At 67.3% G+C, this 18,352-nt stretch carries 17 protein-coding genes; 8 read left to right on the top strand and 9 right to left on the bottom strand.

Annotated features, from left to right (window positions below; genetic code table 11):
- Positions 1-4: 4 nt before the first annotated feature.
- The 5 genes from M2428_RS17935 to M2428_RS17915 all read left to right on the top strand — a co-directional run bounded on the left by M2428_RS17935 (position 5) and on the right by M2428_RS17915 (position 6,894).
- Positions 5-2,500 (top strand): helicase-associated domain-containing protein, encoded by a 2,496-nt coding sequence (locus M2428_RS17935; RefSeq protein WP_277527314.1) that lies wholly within the window; start codon positions 5-7, stop codon positions 2,498-2,500.
- Positions 2,497-4,143, top strand: coding sequence for a DNA repair helicase XPB (locus M2428_RS17930; RefSeq protein ID WP_277527313.1), 1,647 nt, complete (start codon positions 2,497-2,499; stop codon positions 4,141-4,143). The genes M2428_RS17935 and M2428_RS17930 overlap by 4 nt, the downstream gene beginning before the upstream one ends.
- Positions 4,144-4,244: 101 nt before the next feature.
- Positions 4,245-4,955, top strand: a complete 711-nt coding sequence (locus M2428_RS17925) for a response regulator transcription factor (RefSeq protein ID WP_277527312.1) — start codon at positions 4,245-4,247, stop codon at positions 4,953-4,955.
- Between the two features lie 2 nt (positions 4,956-4,957).
- On the top strand, positions 4,958-6,424 hold the full coding sequence (locus tag M2428_RS17920; protein ID WP_277527311.1) for an ATP-binding protein: 1,467 nt from the start codon (positions 4,958-4,960) through the stop codon (positions 6,422-6,424).
- A 182-nt stretch (positions 6,425-6,606) separates the two neighbouring features.
- A complete protein-coding gene (locus M2428_RS17915; RefSeq protein WP_277527310.1) occupies positions 6,607-6,894 on the top strand; it encodes a WXG100 family type VII secretion target in 288 nt (95 codons plus the stop codon).
- A 13-nt stretch (positions 6,895-6,907) separates the two neighbouring features.
- Here M2428_RS17915 and M2428_RS17910 read toward each other — a convergent pair whose 3' ends face one another.
- The 6 genes from M2428_RS17910 to M2428_RS17885 form a co-directional block, all read right to left on the bottom strand.
- Positions 6,908-7,978: an RNase H family protein gene (locus tag M2428_RS17910; RefSeq protein ID WP_277527309.1), complete on the bottom strand. Its 1,071-nt coding sequence runs from the start codon at positions 7,976-7,978 to the stop codon at positions 6,908-6,910.
- Positions 7,979-8,122: 144 nt separating this feature from the next.
- Positions 8,123-9,760 (bottom strand): chaperonin GroEL, encoded by a 1,638-nt coding sequence (gene groL, locus M2428_RS17905; RefSeq protein WP_277527308.1) that lies wholly within the window; start codon positions 9,758-9,760, stop codon positions 8,123-8,125.
- Positions 9,761-10,055: 295 nt separating this feature from the next.
- Positions 10,056-11,336, bottom strand: a complete 1,281-nt coding sequence (locus M2428_RS17900; RefSeq protein ID WP_277527307.1) for an ABC transporter substrate-binding protein — start codon at positions 11,334-11,336, stop codon at positions 10,056-10,058.
- 59 nt (positions 11,337-11,395) lie between these two features.
- On the bottom strand, positions 11,396-11,599 hold the full coding sequence (locus M2428_RS17895) for a cold-shock protein (protein ID WP_277527306.1): 204 nt from the start codon (positions 11,597-11,599) through the stop codon (positions 11,396-11,398).
- A gap of 159 nt (positions 11,600-11,758) precedes the next feature.
- Complete coding sequence (locus M2428_RS17890; RefSeq protein ID WP_277527305.1) at positions 11,759-12,400, bottom strand: LytR C-terminal domain-containing protein; 642 nt, start codon at positions 12,398-12,400, stop codon at positions 11,759-11,761.
- Between the two features lie 93 nt (positions 12,401-12,493).
- On the bottom strand, positions 12,494-12,757 hold the full coding sequence (locus M2428_RS17885; RefSeq protein WP_277527373.1) for a DUF3263 domain-containing protein: 264 nt from the start codon (positions 12,755-12,757) through the stop codon (positions 12,494-12,496).
- A 209-nt stretch (positions 12,758-12,966) separates the two neighbouring features.
- On the opposite strand from M2428_RS17885, the gene M2428_RS17880 reads away from it, so the two are divergent.
- On the top strand, positions 12,967-13,764 hold the full coding sequence (locus M2428_RS17880; RefSeq protein ID WP_277527304.1) for a uracil-DNA glycosylase: 798 nt from the start codon (positions 12,967-12,969) through the stop codon (positions 13,762-13,764).
- 50 nt (positions 13,765-13,814) lie between these two features.
- Positions 13,815-14,654 (top strand): siderophore-interacting protein, encoded by an 840-nt coding sequence (locus M2428_RS17875; protein ID WP_277527303.1) that lies wholly within the window; start codon positions 13,815-13,817, stop codon positions 14,652-14,654.
- Positions 14,655-14,836: 182 nt separating this feature from the next.
- Here M2428_RS17875 and M2428_RS17870 read toward each other — a convergent pair whose 3' ends face one another.
- Both M2428_RS17870 and M2428_RS17865 read right to left on the bottom strand, forming a co-directional pair.
- Positions 14,837-16,333, bottom strand: a complete 1,497-nt coding sequence (locus M2428_RS17870; RefSeq protein WP_277527302.1) for a threonine/serine exporter family protein — start codon at positions 16,331-16,333, stop codon at positions 14,837-14,839.
- 60 nt (positions 16,334-16,393) lie between these two features.
- A complete protein-coding gene (locus M2428_RS17865) occupies positions 16,394-17,467 on the bottom strand; it encodes a peptidoglycan bridge formation glycyltransferase FemA/FemB family protein (RefSeq protein ID WP_277527301.1) in 1,074 nt (357 codons plus the stop codon).
- A 114-nt stretch (positions 17,468-17,581) separates the two neighbouring features.
- Between M2428_RS17865 and M2428_RS17860 the strand changes: the two genes are divergently transcribed.
- Positions 17,582-18,148 carry a TspO/MBR family protein gene (locus tag M2428_RS17860; protein WP_277527300.1) on the top strand — a complete coding sequence of 189 codons (567 nt, stop codon included), beginning with the start codon at positions 17,582-17,584 and terminating at the stop codon, positions 18,146-18,148.
- A 30-nt stretch (positions 18,149-18,178) separates the two neighbouring features.
- Here the strand turns inward: M2428_RS17860 and M2428_RS17855 are convergent.
- Positions 18,179-18,352, bottom strand: a 174-nt coding sequence (locus M2428_RS17855) for an L-serine ammonia-lyase, iron-sulfur-dependent, subunit alpha (protein WP_277527372.1), incomplete at its 5' end; no start/stop codon positions are given.

The raw sequence follows: 18,352 nt of genomic DNA, 5'->3' as shown, positions 1-18,352 counted from the left end.
AGCGATGTCCCTCATCCGCGCGCTGAGCAAGGAACTTCAGGCACGAAGCGACGAATCGTTGCGGGCCCTGTTCTCCGCGCGGCCGGACCTGATTTCTCCCGGCGTCCCGGACTTCGCCGCCCTCGCCGCCCGTGCCAGCGGACGAGTCAGCGTCCAGCGGGCGCTCGAGCGGCTCAACCGTCCGCAGATGCAGGTCCTGGAGACCCTGCACCTGTGCACCAACTCCGATACCGGGCACAGCGCCTCGGCGGCGATGCTGAAGAAACTGATCAGCGGCTCCTCGGCTGCCGCCATCGACCGGCTGCTCCACTCCCTGCAGGAACTGGCCTTGGTCCACCGCGCCGATCCGCCGCACGGCGCCGCTCCCGCCGCCGCCAAGCAGCGCCACTACCTTCCGGTGGGCAGCCTCAAGGATGTGATCGGCATCTACCCTGCGGGGCTGGGGCGCAGCTACACCGAACTCGTGCGGCTCCAGCCGGCGTTTGCGCAGCGCGTGGTGCAGCTGGTGGGGGAACTGCACCGCGGCGGGGCGTCCATCTCCCCCGCCACGACGCCGATGGAAGCGGCTCTGTCGCTGCAGCACTGGACGGCAACACCGGAATCGCTCCAGCAAATCCTGACCACCGCGCCGGATCGGACGGCCGCCCTGCTGGCGCGGTTCGGAAACTGGGCCATGGGCGCCGTCCCACAGGCGCAGCGCCGGGCTTCTGTGCTCCACGAAAGCTCCGACGTCGGCCCTGTGGACTGGCTGCTGGCCCGGGGGCTGCTGGTGCCGCTGGACGCCGCACACGTCGAACTTCCCCATAGCGTCGGAGTGTCGCTGCGCGGCGGGTTCGTCATCGAGAGATTTTCCCTGGTGCCGCCCCTCCCCCACCTTGGCCACACGAGCGCAGGGCTGCGCCGGAACGCCGCGTTGGGCGCTATTGCCGAGACGCTGCGGCTCGTGGGCGAAGTGCTCTATGCCGTGCGCGAACAGCCCCTGGCGACGCTGCGCAGCGGGGGCGTCGGGGTCCGGGAGATGAAGCGGCTGGCAGATTCCCTCCGGATCGACGTGCACGCGGCCGGCGTTCTGGCGGAGTTCTGCGCAATGGGCGGCCTGCTGCGGCTGGACGTCGACAGTTCTGCATGGGTGCAGCCGCAGCAGCTGGAGTGGCTGGCGTTGCCGCGGCAGGAACAATGGCTGTGGCTGGTCAATGCCTGGCTGGCCAGCGAACGCGCGCCGTCCCTCGTGGGCCAGCCCGTGAGTGCTGCTGTCCCGGGCTTGGCAGGCCACCGGGGCGCGGCCGGGACCACCATCAATGCGCTCTCCGCCGAGGCGCAGCGGCCTGACGCGCCGGTGGTCCGCAAACGGGTCCTGGAAATCCTGCATGAACTCACTCTCGAAGCCGCGGCACCCGACGGGCAGGCCCCCGTTCTCAATGCCGCAGCTGTGCTGGAGCGAGCCGAGTGGACGCAGCCCCGGATGGCCCGGCGTTTCAGCTCGCTGATCCGCGGCATCCTCACAGAAGCCGAGATGCTGGGCCTGATCGGTTCCGGGGCGCTCAGCCAACTGGGTGCCGCGATCGCCGCCGAACAGCCGGATGAGGCGTTGGGGATCCTGGGTGAGCACCTGCCGGCAGCCCTGCAGCATGTCTTGCTGCAGGCGGACCTGACGGCGGTGGCGCCGGGCTACCTCGACCCCGAACTGAGCGAACGGCTCCTGACCATGGCCGCGGCCGAAGGGCAGGGACCGGCAACCATCTACCGTTTCTCCGTCGCCTCCGTCCGCCGGGCCCTCGACGCCGGCCAGGACGCCGCGGCGATCCTGGACTTCCTGCGCCGGCATTCGGCCACCGCCGTCCCGCAGCCACTCCAGTACCTCATTGAAGACACCGCCGCGCGCCACTCCCGGCTCCGCGTGGGGGCGGCCGCCAGCTTTATCCAATGCGAGGACGAGACTGCCCTGCTGGAACTGCTCAACGCCCCGGCCGCCGCCGCCCTCGGGCTGGTGCGCATCGCACCCACCGTGGTCGTCTCACACGCCGCATTCCGGGAAGCCGCCCAGATCCTCAGGGGCCTGGGCCTCGCCCCCGTCCTGGAGGAAGCAGCACCCGCCGTCGTCCGGCTGCGGCGCAGCACCCCGGGTGCAGGCAGCGGCCGGCCTGTCTACACCGCCCCGCGGACCGCTCCGCCGGAGGCCGACATCGACGCCCAGCTGGCCGTGCTGCGCGGTGACGGGTCCCGGGCACCTGGCTCCGGGGCTCACTCGCCGGCGGCTGCCCCGGGCAGCGAGGAAGCGACCCAGCTGGGGCTGGAGACCCTCCTGAAAGCGATCCGCCTCCGGCAGCGGGTGGTCATGAACGTCGTGGACAGCATGGGGAATGCCAGCCGCGAGACGGTTGTTCCGGTAGCTGTGAATGGCGGGCGGGTGCGGGTGTTCGATCCGGTCAAGGAGATCGAGCGGGTCCTGTCCATCCACCGGATTATCGACGTCGAAGCTACAGAGGAATTGTTCCAGTGAATGACGGGCCCCTGATCGTCCAGAGTGACAAGACCATCCTGCTGGAGGTCGACCACGAACTCGCAACCGAGGCCCGGCACGCCATCGCGGCCTTCGCCGAGCTGGAACGGGCCCCGGAGCATGTGCACAGCTACCGGTTGACGCCACTGGGGCTGTGGAACGCCCGGGCGGCCGGGCTGGACGCCGAAAAGGTACTGGACACCCTGCTCACGTACTCCCGGTTCCCCGTGCCGCACTCCCTGCTGATCGACGTCGAAGAAACCATGTCCCGGTACGGCCGGCTTCGGCTGGAAAAGGACCCGCAGCACGGGCTGGTCATGCGCACGTCCGACTACCCGGTGCTGGAAGAAGTCAGCCGCGCCAAGAAGATCGCCCCGCTGCTCGGGCCGCGGATCGACGGCGAGACGGTGGTGGTGCATTCCTCCCAGCGCGGCCAGCTCAAGCAGCTACTGCTCAAGATTGGCTGGCCGGCCGAGGACCTGGCCGGTTACGTGGACGGCACGCCGCACCCCATCATGCTCAACGAATCCGGCTGGAAGCTGCGGCCCTACCAGCAACTGGCCGCGGAGAACTTCTGGGCCGGCGGCAGCGGCGTCGTCGTCCTTCCCTGCGGCGCCGGTAAAACGCTGGTCGGGGCGGCCGCCATGGCCACAAGCTCCACCACCACGCTGATCCTGGTGACCAACACCGTCGCCGCGCGGCAGTGGAAGGACGAGCTCATCAAGCGCACGTCACTGACCGAGGAGGAGATCGGCGAGTACTCCGGCTCCGTCAAGGAAGTCCGTCCGGTCACGATCGCCACCTACCAGGTCCTGACCACGAAGCGCGGCGGCCTGTACCCGCACCTGGAGCTCGTGGACGGCAACGACTGGGGCCTGATCATCTACGACGAGGTCCACTTGCTGCCGGCGCCGATCTTCCGGATGACGGCGGACCTGCAGGCCCGGCGCCGGCTGGGACTTACGGCCACGTTGGTGCGGGAGGACGGACGGGAGGGCGAGGTCTTCAGCCTGATCGGCCCGAAGCGCTACGACGCGCCGTGGAAGGACATCGAAACCCAGGGCTACATCGCCCCCGCTGATTGCGTGGAGGTCCGGGTGGACCTGCCCCGCGACGAACGGGTGGCCTATGCCATGGCCGAGGACGCCGACAAATACCGCCTGTGCGCCACCTCCGAGACGAAGACCCGGGTGGTGGAAGAACTGGTCGCCGAACACGCCGGCGAGCAACTCCTGGTGATCGGGCAGTACATCGACCAGCTCGACGAGATCGGCGAGCGCCTCAACGCGCCGGTCATCAAGGGCGACACGTCGGTCAAGGAACGCCAGAGGCTCTTCGACGCCTTCCGCGCGGGCGAGGTGCAGACGCTGGTGGTGTCCAAGGTGGCCAACTTCTCCATCGATCTGCCCGAGGCGTCGGTGGCGATCCAGGTCTCCGGTTCGTTCGGTTCCCGCCAGGAGGAGGCCCAGCGCCTTGGCCGGCTGCTGCGTCCGAAGAAGGACGGCCGCTCCGCCCGGTTCTACTCGCTGGTGGCCCGGGACACCCTGGACCAGGACTTCGCCGCGAAGCGACAGCGTTTCCTCGCCGAGCAGGGCTACGCCTACCGGATCATGGACGCCAAGGATGTCGGCACCGCCGGCTAGGCAGAAGGTGCCGTGCCCCGGTGCGCCCGCAACAGACACGGCCCATGCAACACCCATCCGACGTTCAGAAAACTCCCAGAGTCTGGGAGCATCATGGGAACATGAAAAAGAACGGACCCGAAGCCAAGCTGCTCGTCGTCGATGATGAACCCAACATCCGCGAGCTGCTATCAACGTCCCTGCGCTTCGCTGGTTTTGAAGTTGTCTCGGCCGGCAGCGGGCGCGAAGCCCTTGCCGCCGCGGAACTGCACGCCCCCGATCTGGCAGTGCTGGACGTCATGCTGCCGGACATGGACGGCTTCACCGTCACCCGCCGCCTGCGCGCCGCCGGCAAACACTTCCCCGTCCTGTTCCTCACGGCCAAGGACGACACCGAGGACAAGGTCACGGGCCTGACCGTGGGCGGGGACGATTACGTCACCAAACCCTTCAGCCTCGACGAGGTGGTGGCCCGCATCCGCGCGGTGCTACGGCGCACGCAGCCCCAGGGCGAGGACGACGCCGTGATCCGGGTCGATGACCTTCAGCTCGACGACGACGCCCACGAGGTCCGCCGCGGCGGCACCGTGATCGAGCTGTCCCCCACCGAGTTCAAGCTCCTGCGCTACCTCATGCTCAACCCGAACCGGGTCCTGTCCAAGGCCCAGATCCTCGACCATGTGTGGGAGTACGACTTCAACGGCGATGCCTCCATCGTGGAGTCCTACATCTCCTATCTGCGCCGCAAGGTGGATATCGATCCCGATGCCCCGGCACTGATCCAGACCAAGCGCGGCGTCGGCTACGTTCTGCGGACCGCCGAGAAGCGCTGACCTTGCTGCACCGCTGGAAATCGGCCTCGCTGCGGTCGCAGCTCGTGGCCATCATGATGGCGCTGATGCTGGTGGCCCTCACGGCCACTGGTGCGGGCACGCTGACGCTGCTCCACAGCTTCCTGCAGGGACAAGTGGATGACAAACTCCGGGCCGCCGTCGACTCCGTGCGGCTGGAGAAATCCTTCACCCAGCTGCAGGAGGCCAGCTCCACCGTTCCCACCGACTACTCGCTGATGCTCCTCAGCCCCGGCCTGCCGCCCATTCCATTCGGCGGCGACAAGGACTCCCACCCCGCCATCAGCACCTTTTCCACGGTCGAGGCCCGGGAACGCCAGCAGGTACCCTTCCAGGTCCGCGGGACCGAGGGCGGCAACTGGAGGGTCGTGGCCCTAAGCGTCGTGGACAACAACCAGCGCAGCGCGGTGGTTGTCATCGGGCTGCCGCTGGACCCCGTCGATTCCGTCATGGAACATGCCGCCCTGGTGGTGGTGGGGGTGGGCCTGCTGACGCTCGTGCTGGCGTTCTTCATCGCCACGTGGACCGTCTCGCGGTCCTTCCGGCCGCTGGCCCGGGTGGAGAAGACGGCCGCCGCGATCGCCGCCGGAGACCTCTCCAGACGCGTGGAAATCGAAAACCCCAACACCGAAGTGGGGAGGCTGGGCAGTTCGCTCAATGCCATGCTCGCGCACATTGAGACAGCGTTCGCCGCCCGGATGGCGTCCGAGGAACGGATGCGTCGCTTCGCCGCCGATGCCTCGCACGAGCTGCGCACCCCGCTGGTGACCATTCGCGGGTTCTCCGAGCTGTATCGGCACGGGGCGCTGTCCACCCCGGAGGACGTGGCCACGGCGATGGGGCGGATCGAAAGCGAAGCCAAGCGCATGGGAGCCATGGTGGAAGACCTGCTGCTGCTGGCCAGGATCGATGAGCAGCGCCCGCTGCAACAGAAACCCGCGGATCTGCTGCTGCTGGCCAACGACGCCGTGGTGGACACCCAGGCGAGCGACCGCAGCCGCACCATCACCCTCACCGGGCTCGACGGCGCGGCCCCCGCGCCCGCCCCGGTGCTGGGGGACGAAGCCAAGCTGCGTCAGGTGGTCAGCAACCTGGTCGGCAATGCCCTGCGCTACACGCCGGAGGGCACTCCGATCGAAATTGGCGTCGGGACCCGGACTGCACCGGACGGAGCACGGCAGTCCGTGATCGAGGTCCGGGACCACGGACCGGGCGTCCCGGATGACGAAGCGGCCCGAATTTTTGAGCGCTTCTACCGGGCGGACACCTCCCGGACCAGGGAGACCGGCGGCAGCGGACTTGGCCTGGCGATCGTGGCCGCCATCGTCAGCTCGCATTCCGGGTCCGTGCGGGTCGGTGAGACTGACGGGGGCGGTGCCACGCTGGTGGTCAGCATCCCGTTCCTGGACGAAAACGCCACGGAACTGTCCACAGCTGATTTGTCCACATAGGAGCCGGCGGCGGTGTCCGGCCGGTGCGCTGCCCGCCTACGCTCGAGGTGTCCGGAAGATCCGGACGAGGCAGCCGCTCCCCCACATGCCTTCACCGCAGACTCCCATCACAGACCCCCGCTGACGATTACCGTGCTCCGCCGGGCTGCGGCTGCCTCCCGAACATTTCGAGAGGCATTCCCATGAGCATCATTTCCGTCGATACGGAGCTCCTCCAGCTAAAGTCCGCCAACGTGCAGGCCACGGTGGAGCGGATCAGCGCCGACGTCCAAGCCATGAAACGAGGGTTGGACGAACTCCAGGGCAGCTGGCGCGGCTCCGCGGCGACAAACTTCCACACCCTGGTCGCCGAGTGGACGCTGACCCAGGGCAGGGTCGAGGCTTCCCTGGCGTCCATAAACCTCGCGCTGAATTCCGCCGCCGCCACCTATGCGCAGGCGGAACTGGGCAATGCGCAGCGGTTCACGTGAGCCTCACGGGGCGTCAGGCCTCGGGTGTGCCCTGGTGAAAGCGCAGCCGCCATTGCGCGCCTTCAAGGACCCATAGGGAGCTGCGCAGGGCTGATCCCTCGCGGGTGTGACTGCGGTAGGTCAGGAGCATAGTCTTCTCGCCCAGCCGGTCCGCGCCCAGAAGCTCCAGCTCTACGGGTCCGCCCGGGTTGTCCTCAAGCGACATCATCATGGCGTCACGGGTCCAGAGCCGGCCGGAGCTGCCGATCTCGGTGAAGTCCGGATGGAGCAGGACGCCTGTGCGGCCCAGGTCCGCCCGGGTTTCCGGGCGGAGCAGTTCCCGCTCGAGGGACTCGACGACGGCTTCGGGGCTGGTCTCCGCCAAGGTCACTGTCGGTTCCTCTTCGAGTTCGCTGAAGAGGTCCGGTTCGTCGTAGGCCCCTGGTGCGCCAAAGAGTTCCTGCTGGCCGGAAGGCGCCGGGGCTGGCTGCGCCCGGGTTGCGGCCTGAGGTGGAGCGGTCCTTGGGGCCGTCTGCTGGGCGGCCTGCGGCATCGCGGAACCGGCCTGGCCTGCCAGCCGCGTCTCGCTCTGCCGTGTCTGGCCCTGCTCGGTCTGGCCCTCCGGCTGCTGGCCCTCGGGCGTCTCGAACCCGGGGCCCTGCCGGACCGCCACGCCCTGCTGGTACGCCGTGGCCGCTGCCCGGGCACGGACGTCGGCCGCTTCGTTGAGCTCGTGCCCAGCATGCCCCCGCACCCACTCGAAGGTGTACTTGCGGCCCACGAGCGCCTGGTCGATTTCCTTGAGGAGGTCCACGTTCAGCACCGGCTTGCCGTCGGCCTTGCGCCAGCCCTTGCGCTTCCAGCCTGGCATCCACTTGGTCACCGCGTTGATGACGTACTGGCTGTCACAGAGGATCAGCAGGTCCTCCCCGGGCACGTGCGCCGTCGCCCGGAAAAGGTCCAGCACCGCCATCAATTCGCCCTGGTTGTTCGTGCCGTGGGGCCATCCACCGGCCCGCCAGCAGTCGTCATTCACGTACCAGGCCCAGCCGGCCGGGCCGGGATTTCCTAGGGCCGAACCGTCGGCCGCTGCTGTAATCGTCACTGACCTATCCTGCCAGACCCTGCCGACACCCAGCACAACAACGGAAGGAGCCTGTTGGGCGTGGACTGCGTTAACGCCAACGGCGGCCCCACCCGAAGGTGGGACCGCCGTCGTCGAACAGCCGGTGGAGGCTAGCGCGGGTGGTTAGAAACCGCCCATGCCGCCCATGCCGCCCATGTCGTCGCCGCCGCCCATCTGGGCGCCAGCCTTCTCGGGCTTGTCGGCTACAACGGCCTCGGTGGTGAGGAACAGGCCGGCGATGGAAGCCGCGTTCTGCAGGGCAGAGCGGGTGACCTTGACCGGGTCGTTGATGCCAGCGGCCAGCAGGTCGACGTACTCGCCAGTGGCTGCGTTGAGGCCGTGGCCTGCGGGCAGGCCGCGGACCTTGTCCACTACGACGCCGGGCTCGAGGCCTGCGTTGAAGGCGATCTGCTTCAGCGGGGCGTCGATGGCAACGCGGACGATGTTCGCGCCCGTTGCCTCGTCGCCGGAGAGCTGCAGGTTCGCGAACGCCTTGGCGCCGGCCTGGATCAGGGCAACGCCACCGCCGGCGACGATGCCCTCTTCGACAGCAGCCTTGGCGTTGCGGACAGCGTCCTCAATGCGGTGCTTGCGTTCCTTGAGCTCGACCTCGGTTGCGGCACCGGCCTTGATGACTGCAACGCCGCCGGCCAGTTTGGCCAGGCGCTCCTGCAGCTTCTCGCGGTCGTAGTCGGAATCCGAGTTCTCGATCTCGGCGCGGATCTGGGACACGCGGCCGGCGATCTGGTCGGCGTCGCCGGCACCCTCGACGATCGTGGTCTCGTCCTTGGTGACAACAACCTTGCGGGCCTTGCCAAGGAGTTCGAGTCCGGCGGTCTCAAGCTTGAGGCCGACTTCCTCGGAGATGACCTGGCCACCGGTGAGGATGGCGATGTCGGCCAGCTGCGCCTTGCGGCGGTCGCCGAAGCCCGGAGCCTTGACGGCGACGGACTTGAAGGTGCCGCGGATCTTGTTGACGATCAGGGTGGCCAGGGCCTCGCCCTCGATGTCTTCGGCAATGATCAGCAGCGGCTTGTTGGACTGCATGACCTTTTCGAGGACAGCGACCAGTTCCTTGACGTTGGAGATCTTGGAGTTGACGATCAGGATGTACGGATCCTCAAGGACCGTTTCCTGGCGCTCGGCGTCGGTGACGAAGTAGGCGGAGATGTAGCCCTTGTCGAAGCGCATGCCTTCGGTCAGCTCCAGCTCGAGGCCGAACGTGTTCGACTCCTCGACCGTGATGACGCCTTCCTTGCCGACCTTGTCGAGGGCTTCGGCGATCAGGGCGCCGATCTCGTTGTCGCCAGCGGAGATGGACGCGGTGGCGGCGATCTCTTCCTTGGTCTCGATTTCCTTGGCGGAGGCCAGGAGCTCGACGGTCACGGCGTCAACAGCCTTCTCGATGCCGCGCTTGAGGGACAGCGGGTCAGCGCCGGCCGCGACGTTGCGCAGGCCTTCCTTGACCAGGGCCTGTGCGAGCACAGTTGCCGTGGTGGTGCCGTCGCCTGCGACGTCATCCGTCTTCTTGGCAACTTCCTTGACCAGCTCGGCGCCGATCTTCTCGTAAGGGTCGTCCAGCTCGATCTCCTTGGCGATGGAAACACCATCGTTGGTGATCGTGGGGGCGCCCCACTTCTTTTCGAGGACGACGTTGCGTCCCCGCGGGCCGAGGGTGACCTTGACGGCGTCGGCGAGGATGTTCAGGCCCCGCTCAAGACCGCGGCGTGCCTCTTCATCAAATGCAATGATCTTGGCCATAACGGCAGTAGTCCTTTCGGGACAGTCGTTAAGAATGAACCTTCGCTGTGGTGCCCGCGACGGACGATCCCAACCCCGCGGCCTCTGTATGCCGCCGGGTCCGGGATCTCACCCCAGCAAGGTGTTCCTTTAACTCCTGGACCGGCTGCCCCACTTCGCGGCCGGGCGGACCGGGCGTCGTGTTAGCAGTCAGTGCGCTGGAGTGCTAAATCAATAATTAGCACTCCCCCGGGGAGAGTGCAAGCAGTGCCCGGCCCGAACCGCCCGCCACGCGGGCACAATACGCTAGGAGCGATCAGCCGCCGCTGCTGCTGGCGCTCTCCGTGCCGGTCATTGTGGGCAGGTTGTCCTCGCCGTAGGTGTAGACCATGTAGTTCGCTTCGGTGATGTCCCCGTGAGAATCAAAGTTGATCCGTCCGGACTGGCCGTCATAGTCAGGGCGCTTGCCCGCATGGAGCACGTCCACGCAGTCCTGGTAGCTCGTGCACGACTCACTCGGCGGCTGGCCAGCGGGCTGGCCGCCGCCCGCGGCATTTCCGCCTGCTGCCGCAGTTCCGCCGGAAACCCCGACGAGGGATGCCGCAATGGAGGTTCCGGCGTCGTCTTCTGCCGCGGCGGCCGCGATGGCGGCGAGGATGACGGCGTCGTACGTCTCGGCGGCAAACACCATGTCCTTCAGGCCGGGGTCAACGGCAACAAGGTCCTTCTGGAAGGTGGCGGAGGGGAACACGCCGGGCAGGACCCCGCGTGCGCCCTCGAGCGCCCGCGTGCCCACGCCGGAGCCATACCGGCTGACTGCCGCGTCGCTGAGGACAAGTTTTTTGCCGGCCAGGCCGGCGTTGTTCAGTTCGGCGGTGGCACCCTGCGCGCCGTCGCGCGAGACCAGGACCACGGCGTCGGGGTTTGCGGCCTTCGCGGTGGCGGCAGCCTGCTGTGCCTGGCCGGGAGTGAACTCCGCGTCCGCCACGACTTCCAGCCCGGACTGTTTCGCCGCACCGGCGACGGCGGAGGCTACATCCTTGCCGTAGCCGCCTTCCTCGTGCAGCACGGCCAGGGTCTTGGCGCCGCCGTCTTGAGCCAGCTTGGCGAGGACGGACGCCTGGGCGACGTCGGCCGCCGAGGTGCGGAAATAGTAGCCGCTGCTCTTGTAGTTGCTGAGCCCGCTGGCAGAGTTGGCCGGCGAGATGACGGCTACCTTGGCGTTGGCCAGCACGTCGATCGCGGCAGGGGCGCGGCTGGAATCGGTCGGACCGATCACGACGTCGGCCTTGGCGGCAACCAACGCCTTCGCCTGCGCAGCGGTGTCAGTGCTGATGTTTTCCGGCAGGAGTTCCACCGGCTTGCCTTTGTGGCCACCGGCCGCGTTGATCTCCTTGACGGCGAGTTGGGCGGCCGCGAGCTGTGGGGCGTTGAGGAAGTTCTGCCGCCCCGTGTTGTCCAGGATCAGGCCGATGCGCAGGGTGCCGTCACCGCTGGCGTCGGCGCTGGCCACGCGGGCGCTACCAGCGGGTCCCAGGCAGCCCGTCAGGGTCACGGCCGCGAGTGTGCCCGCCGCCAGGGCGCGGCGCAGCGGCAAAGTTCTTCCTGGGCGACCTGCCGCGTCCCGCGGGGCGTTCTTGACGAAAGCAAGTGCCACTAGGTGGGCCGGACGCTTTCAGCCTGCGGGCCCTTTTCGCCCTCGCCGACTTCCAGCTCCACCCGCTGGCCCTCGTCCAGGGCGCGGTAGCCTTCCCCGACGATCGCGGACCAGTGCACGAAGACGTCGTTCTCGGAACCGTCCACGGCGATGAAGCCGTAGCCCTTTTCGGCGTTGAACCATTTGACGGTTCCCAGTGCCATGGCGTCCACACTTTCAGCTAGCTTGCGTGCGGCCCACCTCGATGTGCGCCGCGGACTGCGAAGAGAAATCCGCAGATACTGTACCCACAGCGTCCCTCAAGAACGCCGACGGCGGGCAGGTCCGCCGTCGAATAGTTATTGAGGCGTAACCGGAATTGACTACTGGAAGCCGGGTCCCAGCACAACGACAAGGGGCAAGTTGAACTCGGTGGAGTCCACGAGGGTGTCGATGCCCAGGAGCGTTCCGAGCGCCTCGGCGTTGCCCTTCTGTTCCACGCCGCTGTAGAAAATCACTGACGTCTGCTGCGGGACACCGCCCCAGTTCCCTGTCTGGTCCACGGTCCAGCCGGCGGAGCTGACGGTGCCGCCGACGCGGGTGGCGAGGCCAGCGGTCGTGGTCCCGTTGTAGATCGTCACCGGCTGCGTCTTGTCCACACCGGCGGCTGTGGCGCTGGGCGTTGCTGAGGGCGTTGCCGACGGCGGTGCGGCAGCGGGTTCCGTGCCAATCGGCCCCGGGCTCGTCTGCGTGGGGCTGGGGCTCGCGGAGCTCGATGCGGACGCGCTACTGCCGGCGGATGCGGACGCGCTGTCACCGGCTGTCACGGCCGCGGCCTGGCCTCCGGAGAATCCAAGCTTCGGCAGGATCAGGAAAGCCACCAGGCCAATGGCCAGCGCTACGAAGCCAGCCGCCAAGATGGGCGTCAGGCTCCGGCGGCGCGATCCGGCGACGGCCCGGTGGACACCCTGCCGGGTAGAGGTCTCCGGGACCCGATCAAATTCATCCCGAGCGTATTTGGTCATGGTAAAACGACGTCCTTGCTGATTTCATACGGGGTGCCCGAGGCCGGAACGGACGCAACAGGACGTGCGCATCCGACTGCTCGTGACGCGACTTTACGAATCTGTTCCCAGACGACGGGCAGTGCGGGCACGTTGGCGTGATGTACGTAGTCTACGCAATCTCTTGACCAGCATGGGATCGTGGGCCAGGGCTTCCTCGGTATCGATGAGGGCATTGAGGATCTGGTAGTAGTGCGTGGCGGACAGATCGAAAAGCTCGCGGATGGCTTGTTCCTTGGCCCCCGCGTACTTCCACCACTGCCGCTCCAGAGCCAGCATCTGCTGGTCGCGGGCGCTGAGCGGAGACTCCGCGGACACCCCGCCGAGGTCCGCACCGGCAGCGGGGAACCCTGCGGAATCCTCCGCGAGCACGTGCTCTTGCGCTGTTTCGGCCACGACACACTCCTGGTTGATTCCGAAAAAACTGGCTGGATCCGGTAAAAGTCAGTCCCATGCTACGGCCGAATGACGGGGTTGTCATTTGGCGGGGTGCCGGAGCGGACGCCGTCTGCGGAAGAATGGGGGCTGTGTCCAATTCCGAACTTCACTCCGAGTCAGATTCCGACGCCTTGTTCGAGCTGGAACCCGTAGCCGCCGACGACCTCAGCTTCGCGGACCTGGCGCGCCGGCCGCTGAGCGAGCTGGTCGCTCCGGACTGGGCGGAAGCGCTGGCGCCGGTGGAGGCGCAGCTGCGGGAGGCGCTCACCTTCCTCGCCGGCGAAGCGGCCGCCGGGCATGGCGTGCTGCCGGCGCCGCCAAACCTGCTGCGGGCCTTCCGCCAGCCGCTGGCCGGTGTCCGGGTGCTGGTGGTGGGCCAGGACCCCTATCCGACGCCGGGGCACGCCGTGGGGCTGTCCTTCGCCGTGGACGGCGCCACCCGGCCGATCCCCCGCAGCCTGGCAAACATCTACAAGGAACTTCAGGCCGATCTCGGCGTCCCGCCGCGTGTCCATGGGGACCTTAGCCGCTGGGCGGAACAGGGCGTATTGCTGCTGAACAGGGTGCTCAGTGTCCGGGCCGGCGCGGCGGGCTCGCACCGGAACAAGGGCTGGGAGTCCGTCACGGCGACGGCCATCCGGGCAGTCGCGGACCGCCCGTCCGCCTCCGGCACGGGCCATGCTCCCCTTGTGGTGATCCTGTGGGGGAAGGATGCCGAGTCCGTGCGGCCGCTGCTGGGGTCCGCTGCGGTGATCGCCAGCGCCCACCCCAGCCCACTCTCGGCCTCGCGCGGATTCTTCGGGTCCCGGCCCTTCAGCCGGGCCAACGCCCTGCTGCAGGAACAGGGCAACGGGACGGTCGACTGGGAACTGCCGCCGCTGCCGTAACAGGCATTCGTCCGGAGCTCCCGGCCAGGGTTCTTCGTTAGGCTTACCTCATGACCTCCCTCCCCGCCGCCACTACCGCAACCCGGAACTCGCGTCCCCAGACCGACCTGACGGTCCTGCGCAGAGAACAACTCTCCCCGCACATGGTCCGGATCATCGCAGGCGGTCCTGGCTTCGCCGGGTACGTCAACAACGACTATGTGGACCGGTACGTCAAGATCGCCTTTCCCCAACCAGGCATCCAATACCCGCAACCGCTGGACCTGTGGGCCATCCGCGAAGCCATGCCGCGCGCTCAGTGGCCGCATACCAGGACCTACACGGTCCGCTGGGTGGACGAGGCGGCGCAGGAATTGGCCATCGATTTCGTGATCCACGGCGACGAGGGCCTCGCTGGCCCCTGGGCGGCCTCGGCCCAGCCCGGCGATCGCCTGACTTTTACGGGCCCGGGCGGCGGGTACAACCCGGATCCGGCGGCGGACTGGTACGTGTTTGCCGGTGATGAATCCGCCCTGCCGGCCATCGGCGCCGCGATCGAATCCCTGCCGGAGGATGCCCGCGGCCTGGCCCTGCTCGAAGTGGACAGCGACGCCGACATCCAGGCCATCGCCGGACCGGCCGGCGTCGAACTGCGCTGGCTGCTGCGCGGCGGCGTCCCCGCCGGAGAGAGCGAACTGCTGGTCACGGCCGTGCGCGATGCCGAGTGGCCTGAGGGACGGGTGCAGGTCTTTGCCCACGGCGAGCGGGGCTACATGAAGGACCTGCGGGAGGTTTTCTATGTGCAGCGCGGGCTGGAGCGGGCGCAGGTTTCCCTGTCGGGCTACTGGGCCAAGGGCCGCGTGGAGGACGATTTCCAGGCGGAGAAGAAGCTGCCGATAGGCCAGATCTAGAAGCGCAAGATCTACCGACGGGTCCACCCGGGCTTACGGGCGGGTGGCGCTGCGGAGTTTCCCCATCTTTGCCACCACGACGCCGGGACACGCCGGCGCGGCGGGCTGAGACGCCGTCGTGTCCCCGCAAAAGTGGGGAAACCCGGCGCCTCGGGTAGCCAGAGGGGCTGTCCTCTCAGGAGCTAGCGGCGGCGGGCCCTGCGCCGCTCGTTGCTCGCCAGGCTCCGCGTCAGGGGCCGCGCCAGGGTGTCACCGAGCACGATGCCGGCAGCGACTCCGAGCACGATCGCGCCGGCGTTGAGCATCCCGCCGGCCCCCATGAGAATCTCCGTTTCCTCGATGGTCAATACATACATGGACCGGAATATAGTGAGCCCCGGGAGCAGGATCAGGGCTGCGGGGACGGCCACGACCAGCTGGGGAGCGCCCATCCGGAGGGCCACCACGCGGGCCAGGAGGCCGATCACCACAGCCGCGAGGGCCGGGGCGAAACGGGACCCGATGCCCAGCGAGTCACCCCCGATCAGAACCAGATAACCGACCACGCCCACGGCCGCCGTCGGCAGCAGAAGCTTCCAGCTGGTCTGTTCGGTTATGCCGATCATCAGCACTGCAATGGCGATCAAAATGATGAGCACCCACAAGTCATACTTGGGCGGGAATGTTTTGGTCACGTCTATTGGGTCCATGCCGGTCATGTCTCCCACGACAAACCCGACGGCAATGCCGGCCACCAGCGCCCCGAAAGTCAGCATGGTGGACAGGAACCGGCCCGCGGCCGTGACCGGGAAGCCGTTGATCGCATCCTGCACCGAGGACACCAGGCGTCCTGTCGGCAGGAGCAGCAAGATCCCACCGACCACCACGATCTCGGGGGCAATCTGCACCCCCAACGGGGTGCCAAAGCGCCACAACAGCAGGGCGACGATAGTCACAAGAAACGAACACGAGGCCGTGATGAAGAAGTCCGGCGTACGCCAGCGGCCCAGCTGGCGGGCCAGCAGGCTGACCAGCAGGTTGGAGAGGAACGCGACAATTGAGGCGCCCGGCCCGCCGCCAAGGACGCCGACGAAGACGGCAGAGAACACGCCGAAGGCCACCGTGACCATCCACCGCGGGAACGGCTTGGGGCTGCGGGTAATGTCATCGAGCCGGCGCGCGGCTTCCTCGCGGCCGACGCCGCCTGCCACAATGTCCGTGACCAGCTGGTGCACTTGCGAGAGGCCCGCGTAGTTGTTGGTCCAGGACCGTACGACGCGCAGCAGTGAGATGGGCGTCTGGTCCCTCGGGGCATAGTTGATGGCCACCGACTGGTTGGTGATGTCCACTTCGATGTTCTTGAGCCCCAGCGCGGCGGTGATCGCGATGATGCTGGTCTCAACTTCGAGGGCGCCTGCCCCGTACCGGAACATGGATTCGGCCAGTTTCAGGGCGAAATCGATGGTCTTGCGGGCTGCGGCATCCACCCCGCCGACCTGGATCATCGGGTTGGCGTAGGGGCTGCCGGCGAGCCGGTCCACGATGGACATCGGCGCAGTCGGCGGGTTTTCGCCCTGGACCAGGCGGCGCAGCATCCGCTTGGCCGCGGCGTTCTGGCGCACCTGCATGGCCGACATCGGCTGCGTCCGGGGCAGGCCGTCCGTGGGCGGCCTGCGGTGGCCGTCGATTCCGTTGTTCATTCCGGCCTCCTCACTGTCCTTGACTGTCCTTGCATGTCCTTGCCTGTCCTTCTCGACAGGTCAGTAGAACTGTTTGCCCGTGCGCCGGGTGTAGAGCTGGCGTGCCACGCGCTCCCCCGCCGTCATCCAGGCTTTGTACTTCAGCGGGCTCAGGACCTGGTCGTAGCAGCCGACGAAGTCGGTCACGGTCTTGCTGAAGCTGGTCTTGAATAGGCCCAGCCCATGGAACGGGTTCGATGTGTCCTTGAGCTTGTCGCTCGGCGGGGTGCCGCAGAAGTCGTATTCGGTGCAGCCGAGTTCCTTGACCTGGTTGATCGCGGTCCACTGCACGAGGTGCGAGTCGCCGTACTGGCCGCGCTTCTGCAGGGAGCCGCCGTCCTTGTAGGTTCCCTTGCGGCCGTAGTTGATCACGAACGCGCCAACCGAGGGCACGCCGTTTTCGTACACGAAGAGCAGCCTGCCCTGGTCACGGGCCAGGAAGTTGGTCCAGAACTGGCGGTAGTACTCGTACTCGCGCACCCGGACCTGGGATTTGGCTTCGACCGTGTTGGTCATCAGGGCATACATGGCCCGGAAGTTCTCTTCCGTGGGCTCGACGTTGTGGACCTCCACGCCCTCACGGATGGCGCGGCGCACGGCGTTACGGCCCCGGGAGTGGAGATTGCGCAGCAGCTGGTTTTCCTCGGGCGCAATATCGAGCAGCGCCGTGGAGTCGTTGGGCTGCAGGTTGTGGGTCTTGACCAGGGCCGCCCCTTCGAGGATCTGGACGGCGTCGTCCGAGAGAACGATGTCCGGCTCGATCTTGATCGCGAAAACGCCCAGCCTGGCCCTTTTGACGAAGTCCGCGTTTGCTGCGGCGATTCCCGGGATGTCCTCGACGGACGCCACATCGGGTCCCTTGATCAGGTACCAGAGCTTGCCCAGAAGCGGAAACGACTTCTCGAGGACCAGGTTGTAGCTCGTGTAATCGGCCGATTCATAGACAAGGTGCAGGGGCCTCCAACCAAAGTGCTGCTTGACCTCGGCGAACGCTTCCGATTGCAGGAGATTGCCGCCATTGGGGTTCGCGGTGACGAGGGCATCCCAGCTGGCAATCTCCTCGGCAGAGGCAAAGCGGGCAGTGAATTCACGCAAGGGTGCGGTATCCAATCATTGCGGTACGAGCTTCGGCGGCATGCTGACATGCAGCCCCAAGTCTATCGGTCTGTACCCTGCCGCCAGTCCCGGCAGGGCGGTTACGCTGGTCTCATGCAGGCTCAGCAACAACCGCTGGATGGCCGGCCCGGGGCGCCCGGCGGCCACTCTAAGGGCGTCGGAAGCGGCGCCGGCAGCGGCTCCCAGGTGATCGCGCTGCTCCTGTTCCTCGGCGCGTCGGCGCTGGTCGCGGCCCTCGGCGGCCTGGCCACGGCAAACCACGTCAACGGCTGGTACGCTACGGCCGACACAGCACCCTGGTCCCCACCCAACTGGGTCTTCGGGGCGGTCTGGACGGTCCTGTACGCCGCCATGGCAGTCGCGGCGTGGCTGGTCTGGCGCAGCCACGGCGAGGGATCCAAGAAGGCCCTGACGGCCTACGGCGTGCAGCTGGTGCTGAACCTGCTCTGGACCCCGGTCTTCTTTGCCCTGTACCCGGTGCTCGGGACGCCGGCGCTGTGGATCGCGTTCGGGATCATCGTGGCATTGGCTGTGGCCATGGCCGTGACGGTGGTGCTTTTCGGTCCGATCAGCCGGACGGCAGGACTGCTGATGCTGCCCTACCTGTCCTGGATCGTGTTCGCATCCTCGCTGAACCTGTGGGCGGCGCTGCACAACTAGGGCACTTGCCGGCCAGCCTCAGTCAGCTCCCTAGCACTCCACGACGTTGACGGCGAGGCCGCCCATCGCGGTTTCCTTGTATTTGGAGCTCATGTCCTTGCCGGTTTCGCGCATGGTCACGATGACCTCGTCCAGGGAGACCCGGTGGGTGCCGTCGCCCCAGAGCGCCATCTTGGCGGCGTTGATGGCCTTCGCGGCGGCGAT

It is taken from the genome of Arthrobacter sp. ES3-54, from assembly GCF_029504395.1.
In the GTDB taxonomy this organism is placed as follows: domain Bacteria; phylum Actinomycetota; class Actinomycetes; order Actinomycetales; family Micrococcaceae; genus Arthrobacter.
This window is presented reverse-complemented; position numbering and strand designations above follow the sequence as displayed.

Coding starts and splice junctions, on each gene's coding strand:
- M2428_RS17890 (WP_277527305.1), bottom strand. CDS start 12,400: ATGACCAAATACGCTCGGGATGAATTTGATCGGGTCCCGGAGACCTCT.
- M2428_RS17875 (WP_277527303.1), top strand. CDS start 13,815: ATGACCTCCCTCCCCGCCGCCACTACCGCAACCCGGAACTCGCGTCCC.
- M2428_RS17860 (WP_277527300.1), top strand. CDS start 17,582: ATGCAGGCTCAGCAACAACCGCTGGATGGCCGGCCCGGGGCGCCCGGC.
- M2428_RS17870 (WP_277527302.1), bottom strand. CDS start 16,333: ATGAACAACGGAATCGACGGCCACCGCAGGCCGCCCACGGACGGCCTG.
- M2428_RS17895 (WP_277527306.1), bottom strand. CDS start 11,599: ATGGCACTGGGAACCGTCAAATGGTTCAACGCCGAAAAGGGCTACGGC.
- M2428_RS17915 (WP_277527310.1), top strand. CDS start 6,607: ATGAGCATCATTTCCGTCGATACGGAGCTCCTCCAGCTAAAGTCCGCC.
- groL (WP_277527308.1), bottom strand. CDS start 9,760: ATGGCCAAGATCATTGCATTTGATGAAGAGGCACGCCGCGGTCTTGAG.
- M2428_RS17925 (WP_277527312.1), top strand. CDS start 4,245: ATGAAAAAGAACGGACCCGAAGCCAAGCTGCTCGTCGTCGATGATGAA.
- M2428_RS17935 (WP_277527314.1), top strand. CDS start 5: ATGTCCCTCATCCGCGCGCTGAGCAAGGAACTTCAGGCACGAAGCGAC.